Source organism: Vibrio sp. 10N.247.310.23 (genome assembly GCF_041467155.1).
Classification (GTDB): domain Bacteria; phylum Pseudomonadota; class Gammaproteobacteria; order Enterobacterales; family Vibrionaceae; genus Vibrio; species Vibrio crassostreae_C.
This window is the reverse complement of sequence record NZ_JBFSTZ010000013.1, coordinates 1-19,524: the sequence shown is the minus strand read 5'-3', so window position 1 is coordinate 19,524 and position 19,524 is coordinate 1. Positions and strand designations below refer to the sequence as shown.

At 42.6% G+C, this 19,524-nt stretch carries 13 protein-coding genes and 1 pseudogene; 8 read left to right on the top strand and 6 right to left on the bottom strand.

From position 1 onward, the window contains the following. Positions 1 to 14: 14 nt before the first annotated feature. The 3 genes and pseudogenes from AB6D93_RS11705 to AB6D93_RS11695 all read right to left on the bottom strand — a co-directional run. Entirely contained in the window at positions 15 to 1,100 is a 1,086-nt protein-coding gene (locus tag AB6D93_RS11705) for a hypothetical protein (RefSeq protein WP_372050137.1), read from the bottom strand. Between the two features lie 13 nt (positions 1,101 to 1,113). After that, entirely contained in the window at positions 1,114 to 2,205 is a 1,092-nt protein-coding gene (locus AB6D93_RS11700; protein WP_372050136.1) for a hypothetical protein, read from the bottom strand. Between the two features lie 221 nt (positions 2,206 to 2,426). Further along, positions 2,427 to 2,839, bottom strand: a pseudogene (locus AB6D93_RS11695) (IS4 family transposase); the annotation flags it as partial. A gap of 236 nt (positions 2,840 to 3,075) precedes the next feature. On the opposite strand from AB6D93_RS11695, the gene AB6D93_RS11690 reads away from it, so the two are divergent. The 5 genes from AB6D93_RS11690 to AB6D93_RS11670 all read left to right on the top strand — a co-directional run bounded on the left by AB6D93_RS11690 (position 3,076) and on the right by AB6D93_RS11670 (position 14,558). Continuing rightward, a complete protein-coding gene (locus AB6D93_RS11690) occupies positions 3,076 to 5,019 on the top strand; it encodes an ATP-dependent endonuclease (RefSeq protein ID WP_372050135.1) in 1,944 nt (647 codons plus the stop codon). Further along, positions 5,019 to 6,776, top strand: a complete 1,758-nt coding sequence (locus AB6D93_RS11685) for a UvrD-helicase domain-containing protein (RefSeq protein WP_372050134.1) — start codon at positions 5,019 to 5,021, stop codon at positions 6,774 to 6,776. The genes AB6D93_RS11690 and AB6D93_RS11685 overlap by 1 nt, the downstream gene beginning before the upstream one ends. A 262-nt stretch (positions 6,777 to 7,038) precedes the next feature. After that, on the top strand, positions 7,039 to 7,929 hold the full coding sequence (locus AB6D93_RS11680) for a DNA/RNA non-specific endonuclease (RefSeq protein WP_372050133.1): 891 nt from the start codon (positions 7,039 to 7,041) through the stop codon (positions 7,927 to 7,929). A 272-nt stretch (positions 7,930 to 8,201) separates the two neighbouring features. Continuing rightward, a complete protein-coding gene (locus tag AB6D93_RS11675) occupies positions 8,202 to 9,143 on the top strand; it encodes an HNH endonuclease (protein ID WP_372050132.1) in 942 nt (313 codons plus the stop codon). A gap of 333 nt (positions 9,144 to 9,476) precedes the next feature. After that, positions 9,477 to 14,558: an AAA family ATPase gene (locus AB6D93_RS11670; protein WP_372050131.1), complete on the top strand. Its 5,082-nt coding sequence runs from the start codon at positions 9,477 to 9,479 to the stop codon at positions 14,556 to 14,558. A gap of 100 nt (positions 14,559 to 14,658) precedes the next feature. On the opposite strand, the gene AB6D93_RS11665 is transcribed toward AB6D93_RS11670, so the two are convergent. The 3 genes from AB6D93_RS11665 to AB6D93_RS11655 form a co-directional block, all read right to left on the bottom strand. Next, a complete protein-coding gene (locus AB6D93_RS11665; RefSeq protein ID WP_372050130.1) occupies positions 14,659 to 14,961 on the bottom strand; it encodes a hypothetical protein in 303 nt (100 codons plus the stop codon). Between the two features lie 141 nt (positions 14,962 to 15,102). After that, a complete protein-coding gene (locus tag AB6D93_RS11660) occupies positions 15,103 to 15,582 on the bottom strand; it encodes a hypothetical protein (protein ID WP_372050129.1) in 480 nt (159 codons plus the stop codon). 803 nt (positions 15,583 to 16,385) lie between these two features. Then, a complete protein-coding gene (locus AB6D93_RS11655) occupies positions 16,386 to 16,706 on the bottom strand; it encodes a helix-turn-helix domain-containing protein (RefSeq protein ID WP_048662950.1) in 321 nt (106 codons plus the stop codon). Between the two features lie 114 nt (positions 16,707 to 16,820). On the opposite strand from AB6D93_RS11655, the gene AB6D93_RS11650 reads away from it, so the two are divergent. The 3 genes from AB6D93_RS11650 to AB6D93_RS11640 all read left to right on the top strand — a co-directional run bounded on the left by AB6D93_RS11650 (position 16,821) and on the right by AB6D93_RS11640 (position 19,339). Then, a complete protein-coding gene (locus tag AB6D93_RS11650) occupies positions 16,821 to 17,333 on the top strand; it encodes a hypothetical protein (protein WP_372050164.1) in 513 nt (170 codons plus the stop codon). Then, positions 17,327 to 18,706, top strand: coding sequence for a DEAD/DEAH box helicase (locus AB6D93_RS11645; protein WP_372050128.1), 1,380 nt, complete (start codon positions 17,327 to 17,329; stop codon positions 18,704 to 18,706). The genes AB6D93_RS11650 and AB6D93_RS11645 overlap by 7 nt, the downstream gene beginning before the upstream one ends. A gap of 426 nt (positions 18,707 to 19,132) precedes the next feature. Beyond that, positions 19,133 to 19,339: an antitoxin Xre/MbcA/ParS toxin-binding domain-containing protein gene (locus AB6D93_RS11640; RefSeq protein WP_372050127.1), complete on the top strand. Its 207-nt coding sequence runs from the start codon at positions 19,133 to 19,135 to the stop codon at positions 19,337 to 19,339. The last annotated feature ends 185 nt before the right edge of the window (positions 19,340 to 19,524 follow it).

Sequence of the window (19,524 nt, the reverse complement as noted above, 5' to 3'; positions counted from 1 at the left end):
CACCTCACAGTGCACTATTGATTGTTCAGCAGTTTATTCGCGGTTTGTTGCCATCGCATAGCTTCGCTCTTCTTATCTTCAAAGATTTTAAGCAAATCCACCGTGACAAAATAACCAATGTCACCATCTCGTGTCGTCACCCCAAGTGAGTAACTATTATTGATATGAAGCATAACGCCATGCCCAAAGTCATCAACTCCGGCTCTATCAGAATATGTACTAACAATTGACGCACCGCACCCAAAGTTCGCGCCTAAGCAAGACCGCCAAGCGTTGATACCAAACCATTCTACCGCAAGGGCCGCTTTGAATTGGTTACCATCTGATGCGTCATGGACGTATTCGAGTAATGCATTTGGGTGGAAGAGAAAGTATTGCAATTTCGGAGGGAGGGCAAACTCCTTTTTTGTCAGCTCTTTTCGGTTAAAGCCCGCAGTCACCATCCGGTCTAGAAATGTTTGAGAACGCGCATTGTCGAAATAATTATCCCACTCTTTACCGTAGGCTAGCGCTAAACCAGAAATTATCTTTGATTCAACTTGAACAATTGGGTCTTTGTAAGCGCTCACCGCAGACGCCCACCCGTCGAGATAGAGTCGGCAGGCGTTAGCGTTATTTTCTGGCGAAAGGCACTTCATTTCAGACGCGCAGCGCTGACTGTTCGCGATGGTATCGACTTCAAATCCGAGCACATCTCCGTCTTGTGGAGAGGTATCTTCTAGATACAATTCATCTGGTGAGCCAGACCCATGTCTTGCCTTATCAAATCTGACACCAAACAATGGCCAAACGTTCGTCACTTCCGTTTGATGCTGAAACTTAGTCATCAAATGGGTTGTACTGTTTTCCTGATTTAACAGCAGCGTTCTATCTACCTCTTCAGCACTCATTTCCAACCGTTCAAGCCACGTTGTCACCTGTTTTTTCTCCGACTCTGTCAACCCCCTATCTTTCGCTTTCAACAACATTTCGCCGAGCTCTGTTGAGGTTTTGTTCAGTATGTTCCAATGTTCGTATCCGCTGGATGGTTGACACTCAGAACCATTAACCATTTGGCTCCAACCCATCACTAAGACTAGTGCTAGTTTATAGACTTTCATGGCTTGTCCTCCGTTACTCATCATCGTCATCAAAAAGACTTTCTATAAACATTCGATAGTCTTTGAGCATCAGAAGTAAACCCTTCATATCATCAAATGAGTCCATCGCTGATACATAGTTTTTGATGGCCTTTACGCCTTGGTATACATCCTTAACTTGCTGATGCGCTTTCTCAACTTCAGTATCATTAACTGAGAAACTGCCTTGAGGCATCACTCTATCTAAAAACTGTATCGCCACATTCGGGTTGCTAAGGTAACCCACCAGATCATGTGGATTTGCAGAGTGAGTAAATCTTTCAGTCTCCATACGAATGTAATTGCGTTGATAGGCACGTACTGTCACCCAACCTTCATCCGCTTTGGGATCAAAACGATAGAAGAGATTAAACGGGTCATATTCATGAAAAACATTATAAAAATATTCCGTGCACCCAGTATTGTCGCGGCTTGGTTTAACTTTTGTAGATAGTGGGTTCAGGCTTGTACCAAGGAGCTTACGATTTACGGAATAGAGCAAGTTACTGACGTTGGAAACCATCCAGAGTGAGTCCAATCTTAGCTCATTTGGAGTGTAGCTATATGATATACCAGTCTCAGGGTCTTTTATTCCCCCACCGTATAAACATGCTAATGTGTCATGCATTGCCGCAGTTCCTAGTGAATGCGCCAACACATGAACCTTCTGTTGCTGGGTGCGAGTCGCCATAGCTTCGGCAAACTTTTCAGCCAGTCTCAACCTCACCCTTTGTCCGTGTAAACCCGCATAGAGCAATACATCGAGGATATGGGTAGTAAAAAAGGTATCTTTATCAATCTGTGATTCCAGAGAGACGATGTGCTGAATAAAGCTGGCAGGCAGGTTTGAATGGGCTTGAAAGTAAGCACTGATGGGCTCGTTGGCCTGTTTTATTCGTTCCCGCTCTACCTCGAAAATATCATCGTAGCCAATAGAAACAATATCGACGTGGTTTTCAAACTTAACGTCCTTTGAGGAAGGGTATCGACTCAAGGCAATGTTTGCAGCTTTGATGATTTTTGCTTCAGTGGCACTTGCCGTGTGCTCACCCATGCCGTGGGTGACGACGAGTATTGATTTGCTCATAATATGTCTCCAGCCAACTGGATTTATGCAGTTGCCAGACACGCTTTTGATAAGTCTTTTTTAATACTAGCGACTGCATATTAAACTATAGCAACCGCTGAATCAGTCGCCTGGAAATTATCACTAAATATCTTGATATTGATCGCAAAAACCAAAAATTTAAATTGAAGTCTATTCATAAAATAAAAACTCATACGTCTATCTCTTAATCATATCTCGGTCTAATAATTCAGCAGCGATGCTGTTTCTTTGCTCAAATAGTAGCCACTAAGCATATCCTGTAGTTTGTCCCACCCGAGCCTCATGGTTGCCCAACTGGCGATTCCTGTGCGTTTGGAGTCATAAAAGCCGCCAAGTTTGTCAATAGCTTGATAGAGGATACGCCTTCGTCATGTGTGAGCACGTTTGTGCAAGGTTGTGACTCAATCGCTTCGGCCTGTTATTTGAGCCCGCGAGCCCTGAGTTGCGCCGCCAGCTTCAGGCATTCTTGCAGCTGCATGAGCCTAACGGCGACAAAGGCTAATATCGAGACCATACGCTCAAGGTTTTTCGGTTCAGTCATGCGTTGACGTTCTGCGCCGGCACCGGTTATCCAGGCTTTGTGATAATCCTCAACGCGCCAACGTTGTGAGTAAATTTATCATTTAGAGTAAAAGTTCAATCACATTGCTTTTTCATTAGTTTGCCATAGTAAAGGTTATGCAAAGTAACATGTGTATATAGTGAACTCGTCGACCTCCTGTTAGAACCATTAAAGTCCGCATCGTACATGAATAGTGTTAGCTAAGTCACTCAAGTCAGCTATCAATATAGTTACCCAAACCATATCAAACAGTTAGAATATGTCTATTCAAGTAGGTAGGGTAAGGCATGTATTTAAGTAACTTAAAAGCTGAAGGTTTCCGGTGTTTTGGAAAAGAGTTTAACGTCCAATTAGCAAGCGGATTAAATGTGATAGTTGGTGAAAATGGCGCAGGTAAAACGGCCATAATTAGCGCTATTAGACAGCTTTTTCACGATTCTGAATCAGGTAGATATAGCATTATTAGCGATGATTTTTTTAGCCCTTTTGTCGCTGGAGGCATAGATGCTTCATCGCTCTCTATAAGCGCTGAATTTGATGGGCTAGACGCAGCTGACAAAGTTGCTTTTCTTCCCTGGGTGGGAGCCTCTAATACTGCGCTGTTAAACCTACAAGCTGAAAACAAGGAAGTTCGAGGGCGATTCAAAAAAGTTATTTGGGGAGGGATATCTAGAAGCTCCCAGTTTGATCCTGAGTTACTAGATCTCGTTCAGTGTATTTACCTTCCCCCATTAAGGGACGCTGAGGCAAAACTATCAAATGGACGCCAATCTAGGCTATCAAAGCTTTTAAAAGCTCTAAATCGTAAACAGTTAAAAGAGTGTAAAAGAGACACTAAACTTCATCCTCTTGAATCTAAGTTGAAAGAATTCAATGAATCATTGGCTGATGACGGTAAATTAGGGATTAAAGATGCTAGTAAGCTAATAAATGATAATTTGACCAAGGCAATTGGGCATTACTTCGGGCAAAAAACCAGTATCCAATTTGCAAAAAGTGATTTTACTAAAATTGCCGAAAGCCTGACCTTGCTCTTCTTCCCAGACTTATCTGAAAAAGATCAGGAACTGTTCCGTGAGCTTAGTCAAAATAGCTTGGGCTATAACAACTTGCTTTATATTGCGTCGATTTTGGCAGAGCTAACGCTTGATGACGAAGATGAAGACCAACCACTTTTCAAGCTATTACTTATTGAAGAACCAGAAGCCCATCTTCATCCTCAGCTGCAAATAAGGCTGTTAAATCACTTAAGATCAGTGGCGGAAGAGAACAAAAATGTTCAAGTCATAGTAACTACACACTCTACCGTTTTAGCTTCTTCTGTAGACCTTGAGTCGATCATTCATTTGTCCAAATCACCAACCCCAGTAGCAACTCCTCTGCGTACCTGTGGACTTCCTAAAACTAGCAGTCAGTTCATAAACCGATGGTTAGATGTAACTAAATCAAACTTATTATTTGCAGGTGGCGTAATCCTTGTAGAAGGGATTGCAGAACAAATGATAATTCCAGCCTTGGCAGAAATCGTACTGAAAGAACAAGAAGAAGGACGCCAAAACCTTGAAGACTTAGGCATCTCGGCAATTAACTTAAACGGAATCTATTTCAAGCATTTCATGCAGTTATATTGCAATATTGATAGCAAAGATGATGACGATAGGAGCTCCTGGAATAACATTCCTGTAAGATGTGCCGGCATCACAGATCTAGATCCACCGAAGAGGCAAACAAGGCAGATTTCCGATCCAGAAGATACAAGCAAAATAAAAGAAATCGAAGAGGATTTCAGACCCTATGAAGGTAACACGAAAGACGGGACTAACCATGCCATCAAACTAGTTGCCTCTATCAATGAATCTACCAATGCTCGGCTATATGTTAGTAATTACAAGACCTTAGAGTATGACTTAGCTATGGAAGGAAATAATGCTGCGTTAATGTCTGAAATCATCGCTTCTCTGTGGCCTACGCCAGAAACAGGAACGAGCAAAATAATTGAACATTTTTCACAGCTAGCCTCGATAGACTGGACAAAAAAATCTCCAGAAGATGTCGCTGTAATGGCTCACAACATTCTAAAAAGAATTGACGACGATAAGATTGGGAAAGGGATTTTTGCTCAAGTGCTCACCGAAAAAATCCAACGTGAGGGTCGCCCTTTTGCTGTCCCTAAATACATCAGGGATGCAATTCTGTGGGCTACATCAATTGATGTTGCAGAGGAATGCTAATGGCTGTGGAATTTACTGATGAGCAACTTGCTTATGTGCACTCAAGTATAGAAGATAACATCTTTTTGGAAGCGTGTCCCGGAAGCGGAAAAACTGAAGTTGTTGCTGCAAAGGTTGCTAAGGAAATCGATGCTTGGGAAAAGCATCCAGGTGGACTTGCTGCACTTTCGTTTGCAAACAGCGCTACAGACGAGTTAGCGAGAAGAGTCTCAAAGTATCTACCCAGAGGTCAGAGCAAATTCCCTCACTTTTTAGGTACATTTGATAGTTTTATGTACAAGAATATCGTTTCTCCACTCTCTACAGAACTGACAGGCTATACTGGAGAAGGGCATGATGCATCAATTCGCATTGTTGAGCCAAGTGCGTATTTAGGATATCGAACTGCAACTGATATTTCAGAACGCGGGCGAATAAGTGCCCACCATTACTCTTTTGACCCGATAAAGAAGAAATTTATTTTTGCAACTGCTGACCAAAAGTTAGATAAAGCCCTTAATTCAATTGCCTTAGAAGACACCCAAATACAAGATCTGATCACTACCAAGAGAAAAATGCTCAGAGGCGGGTTTGCTACCTATCAAGATATTGAATATTTAACCTATAAAGCACTGAAGAAAAAAGAGTTTGACAACTATTTTTCTTTGCTTGCGGTACGATATCCACTAATCATTGTTGATGAGTGCCAAGATCTATCAGAATTACAACTAACAATTGTAAAGCTACTTGCCCGTAATGGAACAAGTCTCCACTTTGTTGGAGATCTTCATCAAGCAATTTATGGCTTCCGTAAAGTTGAGCCAGAAAAAGTAAAACAGTTTGCACAAGATAATAATTTCACTTGCTTGTATCTAACGCGAAATTTTAGAAGTTGCCAAAATATCGTCAACCTTTGTGCGACATTAACTGGTCGTGACAATATAGTTGGAAACATGACTTGGCTTGAACCAAGGTGCTTAGTGCTTCAGTATGACAAGTGCCCTACAGAACTCATAAGTTCTTTCGAGGAAAAATGTGATGGGTTCGAAAACAACGTCGTTGTGTCAAGAGGCCACTCCATACTGAATAAATTCCAGACTTCTATTGCCAAGCCAAACAACATTCAGAGGCTAGCTCTCGCTGTTAAGCTATATGACCCCGATAATATGGAAGCCCTCAATCAGTCTTTACAGCACTTCTCAGAGTTTCTTCGCTATCACTTAAAGGAAAGCTATAAGCCAAACAGTTTAAATTGTCCTCAATCTATTAGCTCTAACCTTACATGGCGCAAGTTTTTATATGGGGCTTTAAATTATTTGATTAGTAACTCTTTACAGAATGTCGATATTGAGTGGTCAAGCTGGGCAAAAAAAGCAAAGGTATTAATCCGAGCTCTCCCACAGCAAAGCTTTTGTTCTGAAGCTATTGTAAGCACACTAGCTCCGTTGGAAGACGTTAACTTAATTTCCCCGCCAGGATCTGCCAAACTTGAAGTTGCGCTGTCATTGACTGTTACTAACAAGCCATTTTTGCAGTTTACAAAAGGAACGATTCATAGTGCGAAAGGCGAAACCCACTCGGCCACTATAGTTATATCATCTGCTCGCTCAGGAGGTGATGCTCATTGGAAAGATTGGCTCAAAGACCCTGATAGCGAGGCTGCTAGGTTTGCTTACGTTGCATCATCAAGGCCGAGAGAACTTCTGATTTGGGCAGTGAAAACGCTGAAACCAGCAGAAAGGCAGCAACTAGAGTCAGTTGGATTTACTATTGTGTAGTGGATAAGGGAATTTAGTCACCACATGTAGGCAGGTCGCATGGTTGCAATACTAGAATTAATCCGAAAAAGTAAGAATGATCTTTGGGTCATAACTTAGAAATGTCCAAAACCCTCCCACCAAAACCATAGCGACCGCTGTATCCAGCTCGCCCCTCATATCCTCGACACATTCCCAAACCGACACAAGAAGTTAGGCCGTGCAAAGTGCTATGCTTACACTATAAGCGTTCCTCAACTGACAGAATAACAGGGAAGTGTCGATGAACCATTCTATCTTGTTGATTATGCGGCTGGCTTTGGCCGTGCCATATAGCTTCGCTGAAAATCAAATTCCTTATGAACACGACAAATGGGGCACTTTGCCGAAAGACACAACTAAAGACTTCATCGCCTTCACTGCGAGTATGGATTCCAAAGATGATAATGACGGGTTACCCGGAGAGGATGTAATAGGGGCACCGGAGTGGGTAGCTTATGAGATTAAGAAGTATGCTGAAGAGTGTATTCCTACTGAGAAGCGGCCAGAGTGGCGATCGGAGAGACGGTTTGTCGATGAGGGGATAGCACCGAAAGACAATAGTTATAGATACGCACGAGCGTTTAGAAGTGCTAACCCTGATTGGTATGTTCGTGGGCACCTCCAAATGAAGTTAATCGCAGAGAGGATTAGCCATGAAGCGGCAGCGCAAACACACACCTTTTTAAATGCGGTTCCTCAACGAGCTAAATTCAATGAAGGGATCTGGCTCGATTTAGAATACATCACCTCAGCTTGGGCTCAAGAGTATGGCAAGCTTTGGGTGGTGACTGGGCCGATTTATATCGACGGAATGCCCTCAGGCTATATAGGTGAAGAAAACGAATTCAAAGTCGCGATCCCCGATGCTTTGTTCAAAATAGTAATAAGGGAGCTCACAGAAGGAAAACCGGAGGTGCTCGCGTTTATTTACCCTCAAGTGGGGGCCGGTTACTACAACGGCACATATCAACACTTTCGTTACCTGACGACGATAGATGAAATTGAAGTCATGTCGGGATTATCATTTTTGAACAACCTAAGCTTGGCGGAGCAAAATCGTCTCAGAACCAGCTTGTCCAGTAAAATCTGGTCTCACAATCCAGAATCGATCAAAAGAGCTTGTCGAGATTGATGTGAGAGTTGATAGCTATATAACGCGCATCACAAAGACTGGGTATTAAGTTTAGTGACTTTTCATAGACGTAATTATGCATAATTTTCTAATTAACTAGAACTGCCACAAAACCAGCTAGGCTAACCCTGTTAGTTTAGCCTTCAACCTTTAACAGCTTTCCCCGACACCTTAGCAACCGTCTAACTCCCGTTTTGAAAACTGGAATTTGACGAAGGTTTGCTAGACAATATAGTGTCTAGATAATATCGGTTGATTACCTGAGCTAGGTTATGAATTACAAAACAATATATGAGAAAGAGCTAAACAATTCTGGCACAAATTTCTTCATACTTGATACTAAAGGAAGCGGTGTGAAGCATGATGATACGGACTTTGTAAAATACTCTTGGCGAACAAACAAATTTGGCCTAGTTAAGCCTGGGGACCTCTTCATATACCGTCGGCCGGGCAAGGCATCTGAAACCGGTAAGTTTTACTTTTTTGGTGCAGGTAAAATCGAGACAATTACCTCTGCGGTAGATTTAGGCATTGACGTAGATGATGAAACTCGCGTGAATGGTGCTATAAGTAAAGCGTACCCATTTATCAATAATCTTCACCCTGATGATCTCGACAATTTCAAATGGACGTTTAAAGACCGAAAGCCAGGCTCATGGATGTACTTCTTCAATCAATACGGAATGAACAAGATTGCTAGAGAGGACTTCATTGCCTTAATGGAGCTCGGAGCGAGGGATATTGAGTATGACAATGAAGCTGCTACAGAGGCGCTTCAAGATATCCAAAATGAAAACTACCATGCGGATGATGAAAGAAGTGAAGCGAATCGACGTTCGAAGCAAAGTGTCTTTTCAAATAAGGTTAAGAATAACTATGGGAATATATGTGCCATATGTGGAATTCAAACCAAATCCCTACTAATAGGATCACACATTATTCCATGGGCTACACGAAAGGATATCCGTCTCGACCCATCAAATGGAATTTCGCTTTGTGTTATGCATGACAAGCTTTTTGATGCGGGCTATATAACACTTAGCTCCGAAAATAAAGTAGTCGTTTCTGACGTTGTGAATGCCGATCTACCGCTAAAAGCTGTAACAGACCTGATTAAAGGGGTAAAAATTCACAGACCGAGAAAGTCACCACCCAAAGAAGAATACTTAAACTACCATCGCAATCAAGTGTTTGAAAGTTTTTTGAAAGACTAGCGTTCTCTTGAGAATTGTTCAATCAGCCACCTTTTTCGTCTAGATCATACTTTGGGGTGATCACAACTTTGGGGTTATTAAAGCTGACTCGTTTTTGCCCCAAAACGTGTTTGCATGTATAAAACCATCATAATATTTATTTGGTCAACAAGTTGTTGACCAAATACGAGAAATTGTATTCGTGAAATGCACTAAATATTCTTTGCGTACCGTTCTGATATTTGTACGCCCAAGGCTTAAGTTTTTTATTATAAAGTCAATGATTTCATATTCTTGATATATTTCTGAACGTCTGGTGTAATGGATCAAACCTTGAAAGAATAAAAGCTATAAATGAACTCTAAGTCTCAACTAATCAGCTATCAGCGGCAGCTTATCAAGTCCTTAGATACGCCTCTCTTAATCGAACTCAACAAAAAAGAAATGGACGCCATTGCTCCCAAACCCGAGCAATCGAGCGTCGATGTTTCTTATTTTCTTGCAAAAGCGATGTATGACGCCAACTCAGAGAGAAATGCGACGAACATCATTGTCATAGATGGACAAATAAAAGAAGGCACAGAGCCGTTTGTTCTTTTGGAGAGTTTGATTGAGCAGCTTCAAGATGAAATCAAAAATATTAAAAACGTTGAGATCGTCCGAGAGGTTATTAGTACCGGACTTGCGGTAGGGACTGGCGGATTACTCAATCAGTTTATTGGTACCTATGTTGACAAAGGGGTGGACTTTCTCTTTGACGATTTAGGCGAACGTTTTTCAAACATACTCTTCAATACGCTCACAGAAACCATTGATGTTTCTAACCAAATCACGGGTAATGTTGAGGGCTTAATTCAAGATGCCATTGCAAATGGCGTGGCAAGGATGACGGGCGAGCAGCCTAAACGTCCATTAAGTCTAAGTCGTGAGGCGATAGGGGAATTAGAGTTACTTTCGCAGACGTTTAGTAAAGCCGGGAAGCACGATATTTTTCAGCTGACTTTTAAGGTATTGCTCGCCACCTCCATTGGTTCCTCGAAACTACTCTATGTGAAAAACCCTCACAGGCTCGATGATAACTCTTTAGCGATCATCTCGTTGTTACTGTCATATGCAAAACACCGAAAAGACGAGGGCATGCATTTGGGCCTCTCTGTGGTTTACGCGCATTGCGATGAGGAGTGCCAGCCCTACGGTAAAGTGCCCAAGGCGTTAGAAACTAAGAAACGCCTTCTTGATGAGCAGCGCCGTTTCGCGCAGCGCTACGCGATGTTAGTGAGCCCAAATAATGAAGTACCCACTGTGGCTGCAAAGCACTCTCACTTTATTGGGAGAGAGAGTGAACTGCAAGCGCTTCGAGACCGCTTTGAGAAACATTCGGGTTTTACTATGATGGCAGTGAGCGGTGAGCCCGGCGTTGGAAAGACCACTCTCATTAAAAAGCATATCGATGACATTGCGCCTGAGCGCAGCGTTGTGCTTTCCATGCTTAACGAGAACGGACACAGCTCTCTCAATACAGGGCTTTGTTCTTTAGAGCAAAGTATTCTCGAGGAGGCAGCAAGGCTAGAGCAGCTAAAAAACTGGAAAGAAAAGAGCCTCGACTATTTCTTTAATCTGGATAAAGAAAAGCTGGTTGTCGATGCCATTGGTAAAGTGTTTAGTAACGTAGACAACTTCATCAATACCGGTTTGGCAGTCAAGCAGCGTCTTGATGTGGGATCTGTGCTTGAGAAGACCAAACAAGTGGGCAGCGGTGACTTGAATGGTGAGCACAGCAGCTACAAGCAGCAACAGTTTAATAAACTCGATAAAGCAATCAGCCTGCTGTGCAAGTTGGTTGACCCGAGCTCGCCACTGATGCTTTTTATTGACGATCTTCAATGGATTGATGAAAGTTCCAGTGAATACGTCCTAACTCATCTTGCCAAGCATTACTCCCTTTACGTAGTGACTTCGGTGAGGCCTAGTGATGCGGCGACGCTGTACAAGGTCCACGCTGAATCAAAAGACGAGAATGCCTTTAGGCTGTCATTGTTAAAGGCGATTGGTACTTTCGGTAGTGATGATACCGAGTATGCTCAGGGGATCGTCACACCGCAAGCAAGTAGCCTACACCTTAGAGGCTTCGACTGTTTTCAGCTTCAAGCATTTATCGAGAAGGTCGTCGCCGGCAATCAACAGCAAGCGGCTGAATTAAGTCAGGCGATTATCTCTCAGTTATCGGGTTCCAATGCAGAGACGGTCAATACTTTGTTTGCAATTGAAGCGATCAACATGCTTTGTGAGCAAAGGCTATACGATGGCATGGATGCAGAGCAATTAATTTTGGTTGAGCCTATCAGATTCAATGACGATGTGACGAGTATTCGCTATACGATGGAAAGAACGTTTGAATCCTTGCGTAGTAAGTATCATGACGCGTTCAAACAAGCCTCTTCAGTGCACGATACACTGCGGTTCAATCTATCAACGTACGCAGTTTTTGAAGAGAGGTTGCATCACCTTAAGCTGTATCTCAATGACTATGGTAACGCCGCAGCAAATACTTTGATTTTTTCATCGATACTTGGCACTCAGTTTTCGCCAGACAATGTATTAACGTTATTAAAATCCCTTCGAAACACACGAGACCCTTTGCTTATCCCCATGCAAGAACACGTCTTTGGAAAAGGGACGAACTTCTATATTCAGGAAGAGCACTATACGATCATCGAGCAGGTGTATGAGCTCCTGCGCCGTGTGGATTCGCCGCAGGAAAGCTACCGTCATTACCATAGCTTGTTGAACTACTACCTTGTTAGCCAACGAGAAAGTTTGCTTAGTCTAGTGTGTGGTACACCGAAAGAAAAATCATGGGTCGCGTTTTATGAGCTGGTTCTTGAAACGCTAGAGTCTATTGGGGCGCCTTTTGTTAGTGACAAACCGATTGCTCTCCTGGCCAAACAGGATGCAGATGAAGTGTTAAATCTTTTACTCATCAAAGATCGTTTGCTGAGGGAGGCTTTAAAGAAGGATAGCAATGTCTGGGCAAAGCGTTTTGTTCAAAATCGCATTGATTGGTTTAACGCTTGTTTTGACTTAAACCACGGATTAGTAAGCAGCTTGCCTATTTTCGAGACGTCTAGGATTTATTCGACTTATTTTGAGCGTTACCCAGGGGAGCATTATGCGTTTTACTGTGAATTGCTGCATTGCAAGTACAAGCTATTTTTGAAAGCACCGGCGAGGTGGCGAGCAAAGCATTGTCAGGAAAAAGTTTGTGAGGTCTTTGAGCAGTACCATGAAACGGGAACTAGCCCAGAGCTAGACATGAGGTATGCTTACCACCTCGTAACGTTATCAGAGTATTTGGTGGATGACTTTTACTCTTCAATTAATGACTTTCAAAAAGCCCATGATACTTGTAAAGATGCGCTTGAAATTATTGGGCGCTATGAACACCAGCTAACAGAGAATGATGAAAGCTGGGCCAAGCTCAAAGCTTCGGCGCTATTGGCCCTTGCCTCTACTGATGAATATCTGTGTTCCCGTAAGTCGTCACACCATAGCGAACGACAAGAATCCTTTAGCATCAGAGAGCAAGGGTTCTATCGTAACCCCGATTTTTGGCGGAACGACTACATTGAAGGTCTCACTTCGAATATGGTCTATTGCTTAACTCAAGCCGATGAAGCTAAGTACTCAAAAGGAGCACTGACAACTCGGACTTACGATCGTTACAATGAGTCGATGCGGCTTAGCACTGTCTTAATGGAGGCTATGAAGCCTCTACTGAAAGAAAACCCTCAGGCTTGGAATGAAACGTACATTCAGCACCTTCGAATAAAAGCGCTAATTTGTTTTGAAATGGAGCAATATGAACGAGCTGTGCACACTGAGGAGATGGCATTATCCATTCATAACGTATTGAGCCAAAAGGATGCACACTGCTCGGCAGCTGGTGACGTCATCATTCACGCTACACTTGCCAAGTATTGCTTACATGCACAGCACTATCAAGCATCTGTGAATCACTGTGAGAGAGCAATTACGAGTTTTCGTTCAAAGGAGGAGTGGCGCTCCTCGGTTGGACAAGACTACCTCAGGATCAAACATAAGGCCGTGGTTTTGGAAGTGGCAATAAGTTACGAGGAGGCGCTACTCAACCTACCTTCGGCTTACATGCAGATGCGGCAGAGCTCAGATGCTGTTACCAGTGTCATGGACGCAATGAACCATGTGACACAGCAGGTTAGCATGGACAATGATTTTAGTTGCCGAACCCTACTTTTGTCGGCGTTGACTTTCTGGAAGGCGGGTTACTCAGTGCGAGCTCGCGAGTATCATGATAAGGCTATGAGCCTAGAGAGCTTATCCGCTATTCATCGTCAAGATCGCCTGCTATTGTCACGCTATTATCATGATGTAATCCATTATGTTGAAGCCGAAGAACTAAGACAAACATATCGAGCACTGGGTATTAGTATTGTTCCTGTTAATGCTGATTGGGCGCGAAAGTCACTCGAATGCAGATCAGAAACACTACAGTCGCTATTGGGAAGCAATGACAGCTTTTTCTTGATTCCGGGTTTTCACTGTGACTATTGCGATGATGCTGAGCAGATCAAGGAAACGTTTTCGACTATGGTGCGCTCTTTCAATATCTACCCGCAGAACCTTGAAAAAATGCACTTTAAGGGAGCGCTTATCGCCGCAGCAGTCTATGGAGTGAGGCCCTTAGACCAAGGGGAAGGTTTATTACAGGCGAATGTCATAATTGATGGAAAACACCGGATTGTTAACTTGATAATCGGCGTTATGGCCCTATATGCCATCTGCGATGAGGTTGCGCCAATGGATGACGCAGCGAACTCCTCATTAAAGGATTGGATTCTTAACAGGATTGAACAGTTAAAACAGAACTTGCTGTCTTGCTTTACAGTATCTTCATGTCTGAAAAGGGAAGGGGCGGTTGGCACATACTTGCCGAAGGTGTTGGGGTGTCGAACTACGGAAAGACAAGTCGCGGATAAATACTGGAACTATTCTAATGAAGATATTGACCCGAGTTCGCCTTACTCGCAAGTTATCGAGGCCTTTGTTGAACGATATGTAAAGAAGGAAAGTAGCACTTCTCTTTCCGAGCAAAAAAGAAACAACCATTTTATTTTCGATAATGTGGATGTCGCAAAAGCTTGCCTGCTTGACGAGTTGGCATCATCATGGGACTGCACTTTGTCAGAGCTGGTTGAAGTGTGTCGATTGATTATAGATGGCAAGTTAGGCGTAGAAGGTTTTCCTGTTGATTATCAGACTGATGAACTAGACAAATATAAATTAGCACTAACAGTGATTGTTTTCGGGCACTCAATGTTGAAGCGAGTTTGTTGCACGTTTGCCATTGTAAATGAAACTGAAAACGCAGAGTACATGTATGATGCCTTGCATAATTAGGTCGTTTATTAGCGTGTAACGGAAATGTAACATAAGCAGCGTTTAGGTGCTCTAAGGCTAGTATAATTTCGAGGTGAGCAACCAAGTTGGGTGTTGATGGTTAAAAAAAATGTGGATAGCGCAGTTCAAGATGTTTAAGCTCTAGCTTCTCTACCTCCAATAAGCTGTGTTCATCTTGTTTTTCATATAGATAATCAATAGCACTCCCTAAGAGATATTCTTGAGTTAGCCCATCAACTAAAACATGCGTATCAAAATAGTCTTGCACTCTGACTTCGATTTCACCGACATAGGTAATGGGCCTCGGAAACAGGCAGTACAGTGCCTCGAAGTCGCATGGAGATACAATGATTGGGTGCTCAACCTTGCCCAGTAAAACTCTGATTAGTCCTTTAAATGTCATACTAAGCTCCCTTTGAGCACTACATAACTGATCTAAGTGCTGCATAGCTAATGGTTTCTATTTAGCCACCAGCTCTGCTGTGATTGCACGCAATGTATTGCATTAGTGCCTATTGCCACCTCTTATCAGCCGAAAGGTCGGTTAAAGGGCGCGGATGCGACTCAATAGTTGAGGGGTAACTCCTAACTCTGCCGATGACTTTAAGTATCGGCTTTGTTGATGTGCAAGTTGCCAATTTAACTTACTGCCACCACAGCACCACCATTGTTTTACCCCTAAATTTTCCGCATGCAAGAGCGTTCTTGCGGTAGTACCGCCACTCCCCATTCTCAGCTTTCCTCGCCAATCGATATCAGGAGCCAAAGATGCAGGACTGAAAACCTCTTGGTCTCGAACCCATTTATAGGATCTAAACGGCTCAACAGGGTAGATTTTCAAAGAGGCGTCCGAAACAGCTTTTTCAAGCAACCTCGCAGATACTGCGTCATGAGGTAGGCTGTCTGTGATGCTCATTGGTTGATAGCTGATAGTGAATTTCAGGTCATCAAAAAAGACTTCGTGGCTTTCAAGGTAGCGCTTTGAATAGAGAAGCCCAACCACATCGATATACAACACTCTCACAACAATTCCTTGTGCTCTGTTTTCGCCAAATATTGCTTCAATGCATGTTGGCTCCCTGAACCTCGATACAGATGATTATCGAGGAAAAACTCAACGGCATCTGGATTTGGCTTCTCTATACAAAAAGATTTAAACAGGGTTTTGTAAAACAACCAACTCTTGCACTCTACGATGACCCAGAAAAAGGATAGAGACGCTGCAAACCCGAAAAACCATTTGAGTTCGATATTCAATGTTAAGGCACTCAAAGTAAGTTGAGTAAAGCAGTATAAGCCGAACAAGATGCTCGCAATAAAGCCGAGGTTACACATTCGATTCACCCACGTTGGGATCTGTGCCCGCTCCATGATAAAATGAAGATGCTTCACTTCAACTCTCACCACTGCCTATCGCTCCAACAGTTAATAACCCTAAAGACACCAAAGTTGCTGATTTATAAGCTACTCTATCAATTAATCTTCGAAAGGGCACGAACAAAAATATTAACAGGTATCAATGTTTAGCCATTAAAGATGTGATGGTAATAAATAACAGATTTTGTTCGGACTTGGTGATGTGTTGTGGATCAGTTGACTTAGCCAAACGTTAGAGGATTTGCCATACCTATGGTTATCCGTTTGTTACTAATTTAGCGAAGCCACTGACACGTTTTTGTCCAGCTCCTTGCTTGGGAGTGGACATACTGTGTGGACGTACTCGGTAATTACGCCTTTGAATTCTGCCAACAAGAAACAGTAAAGGAAGATCCTAAATAGTACCTATTTAGTCAGGCCGCAGACCAAATCTAAGTCTGGATAGTGCAATTAGACTTCACGTTTACTTTTGGCTAGTAATGATGAAATTAATTCTTTCCTCTCACTCTCTGTCATTTGAGAAACAATACATGCTAGTTCTGCGGCGCTTGCATCTTCACAGAAAAAGTAACTTAAAGGCACACCTAGTTCATCGGCTAATAGCTTTAAGGTTTGTACGTCTGGTGTGTGTTTACCCTTCTCGTATTGATTCATTCTTGGGCTAGCAGAGCTTTCATCCATACCTATACGTACTCCCAATGCTTTTTGAGAGAGGTTTGCTTTTTTGCGGGCTTCTTTGAGCCGCACTGGAATTGGGTTTTCGAATGGCACTTAAGTTTCATTTCTCTGATCTCACGGTAACTAAGATTTTCTTAGTTTTACTGATTTCTGTATACTAAGCAATCCTTAGTATTTTAGTGGTGTATGCGGTACATGAAGCGTTCTTTGAAAATCAGTGATGAAATGCACAACCTATTGATTGAAAAAGAGATGGATGGTTTTTTAGTTGTTGAGCTAAGAGATGCATTTGTTTCGATTGATGACTCCTATGTTGATTTGGATGATGCTCGTCGTAAGGTTTATCGACAGCTCCTTCGTTTGGTGAAGAACAATTGGCTTCGAGTTGAAGGGACGGGGCAGCAGAAACGATACTTTCAAACAGACTTATTTAAAGGCCTTCAAATCGATACTGCATCAGACAAAACTAAGGTTACTTTTACCACCTCGTCTGCTTACTCGGTATTAAGACACGAACGCAATCAGTACAAAGGTGAGCTAGAGATTGTTTTTGGGGAGATTAATGAGTATCAATCTCTCTGTAGCCGCTTTCCTGAACTCGAGCCGAGGTTGCTTCCACTTCTTGAGCAAGCAAGAGTGCATTCAGCGCAGTTGTTAGGAAGAGTGAATGTACTCACCAGTGTTCTCAAAACACTTTGTGAGGACAACCAGTCGTGCTAAGGCAATGGCAGGCAGAATGCTCAGAGAAGGCATTACAGAAATACAGCTCAAACCAACAGCACTTTTTCTGCCAAGCAACTCCAGGGGCTGGAAAAACGGTACTGGCTGCGACGGTCGCTTCAAGGTTGATACAAGAGGACAAGATCGACCTTGTATTATGTTTCTCACCCTCTTTAACGGTTTCAAGTGGAATAAAGAAAACCTTTTCACAGATTCTAAATTGTACCTTTAATGGAGGGTTAGGTTCTATTGGACGATCTCTCACTTATCAGTCGATTCAATTTTTAAATGAAGAGTTTTGGCTGACGTTAAGAAATCATCGAGTTTTTGTGGTCTTTGATGAGATACACCACTGCTCTGGTACAGAGATTGAAAATGCGAATGTTTGGGGGCAACAAGTCCTTGCAAAGATTCAAGGACTCGCAACGTATACCCTTGCTATTTCAGGGACTCCGTGGCGTTCAGACTCTTTGCCGATAGTATTGGGACAGTACAGCGATCCTGACGGGATACTTTTGGTTGATTATCAATACACGTTGAAACAAGCAATCGGGGATAAGGTTTGCAGAGCCCCTAAGATTGTTTTGGTTGATAATGAACACTTGACCGTGACGAACGATGAGAAGGTGGAGTCTTTTTCTTCAATATTGGAAATGATTAAGCAGACTAAGGCCTCATATCAAAGCATCATTCATAATCCAGATGCAATGGAGTACTTACTTGGATTGGGCTGCAAAAAGCTTGCCGAAATCCGTGCTTTATCCCCGATGGCTGGAGGGTTAATTGTTGCTGCATCAGTTCAGCACGCACAAACAATTAAAAAGGTACTTTTTGAAAAGTATGCTCAATCGGTCTCAATAGTGACCTATCGGCATGAAGAGCCTTTAGCAGAGATTGAACGTTATAGACTAAGCGATACTCAATGGATTGTCAGCGTTGGAATGATTAGTGAGGGAACTGATATTCCGCGCCTTCAAGTGTGTTGTCACATGAGTTCTGTCAAAACCGAATTATACTTCAGACAGGTGCTCGGGCGAATTCTTCGTGTGAACGGCGCGACAAATCAACAAGCGTGGCTATTCACTTTTGCTGAACAAAGCTTGATTGACTATGCAGAAAGGATCGAACAAGATATTCCTGAGTCGTGTATATATGCAAAATGGGAAAAGTTTGCAGAAGCCGAGCCAGATACTAAGCGCAACCGTCTGAGCGAAAAGGGGGGGCTAGAAGAGAGAGGAGGACTTAGCTCTAAGTTGGTATGGAATAGCACGACAAGGAATACTGAGAATATTGATGTCGCATTTGGTGCGTTTGATGAGCTTCGGCTCGGAGCTTTTAAACAGCGGGTAATATCGGCATTTTTGGCTTCTTGAATAGGCCTATTGTTTTACCAAGTCGTTTGATTCAATATAAATTCAGCATTTCGACCTGTATTGCTTCTGGCCCGAAAGAGCTAGTAAATCCTGCTAGCTCAAAAATACCCCAAAACGTTTCAGGAGCCATAGTAAAACCCATAGGATTAGCTAATGAACAACTACCGAGGAATCCTCAGTAGTTGCAAAGTTTGCAACTACCCCTACATGCCCAATTGTCCAATAGCCTGTTGGATAAATTTTAATACCTAAGTTTTGCAAGAGGGTCTTGCAAAAATGCGAAAGAAGTTGTTTCGTAAATCGTCTTTACCCAATTATTGCTGAGCTCATTACTATCTATCCGTTCGCTAATCATTATTTGACCAACTTTTCCTGATGTAGGTATGGTGTATAGGAGTTATCATATAGATTTGGGCGGAGTTTAAGGTGAATAAAGAAACCAAAAAGAATTTTGATAAAGTATTTCAGGCTGCGTTAGCACTGTGTGGTAATGAAGAAGCTGCTAATCACTGGCTTAAGCACCCAGTTCGAGGACTTGGTAACAAACGACCAATTGATATGCTTTCGACAGCCGAAGATACCAAGGCTGTACTCAATTTGATTGGCCGTTTAGAGCATGGAGTGTTTTCGTGAGCTTTGTTGCTATAAACTTTTGCCCCAAAGTATGCCAGAGAGATTGAACTCAGTTTCATACCTGCAACTTGCCTTACTTTTCCTCATGCCTAAGGATCCAACAATGTAGCTAAATCTTCTAATCCACAATCATAGACAGAACCTTAAGCACTAAGCTCAGCGTAAATTCCGTCTAACGTAATGTT

Coding starts and splice junctions, on each gene's coding strand:
- AB6D93_RS11705 (WP_372050137.1), bottom strand. CDS start 1,100: ATGAAAGTCTATAAACTAGCACTAGTCTTAGTGATGGGTTGGAGCCAA.
- AB6D93_RS11700 (WP_372050136.1), bottom strand. CDS start 2,205: ATGAGCAAATCAATACTCGTCGTCACCCACGGCATGGGTGAGCACACG.
- AB6D93_RS11690 (WP_372050135.1), top strand. CDS start 3,076: ATGTATTTAAGTAACTTAAAAGCTGAAGGTTTCCGGTGTTTTGGAAAA.
- AB6D93_RS11685 (WP_372050134.1), top strand. CDS start 5,019: ATGGCTGTGGAATTTACTGATGAGCAACTTGCTTATGTGCACTCAAGT.
- AB6D93_RS11680 (WP_372050133.1), top strand. CDS start 7,039: ATGAACCATTCTATCTTGTTGATTATGCGGCTGGCTTTGGCCGTGCCA.
- AB6D93_RS11675 (WP_372050132.1), top strand. CDS start 8,202: ATGAATTACAAAACAATATATGAGAAAGAGCTAAACAATTCTGGCACA.
- AB6D93_RS11670 (WP_372050131.1), top strand. CDS start 9,477: ATGAACTCTAAGTCTCAACTAATCAGCTATCAGCGGCAGCTTATCAAG.
- AB6D93_RS11665 (WP_372050130.1), bottom strand. CDS start 14,961: ATGACATTTAAAGGACTAATCAGAGTTTTACTGGGCAAGGTTGAGCAC.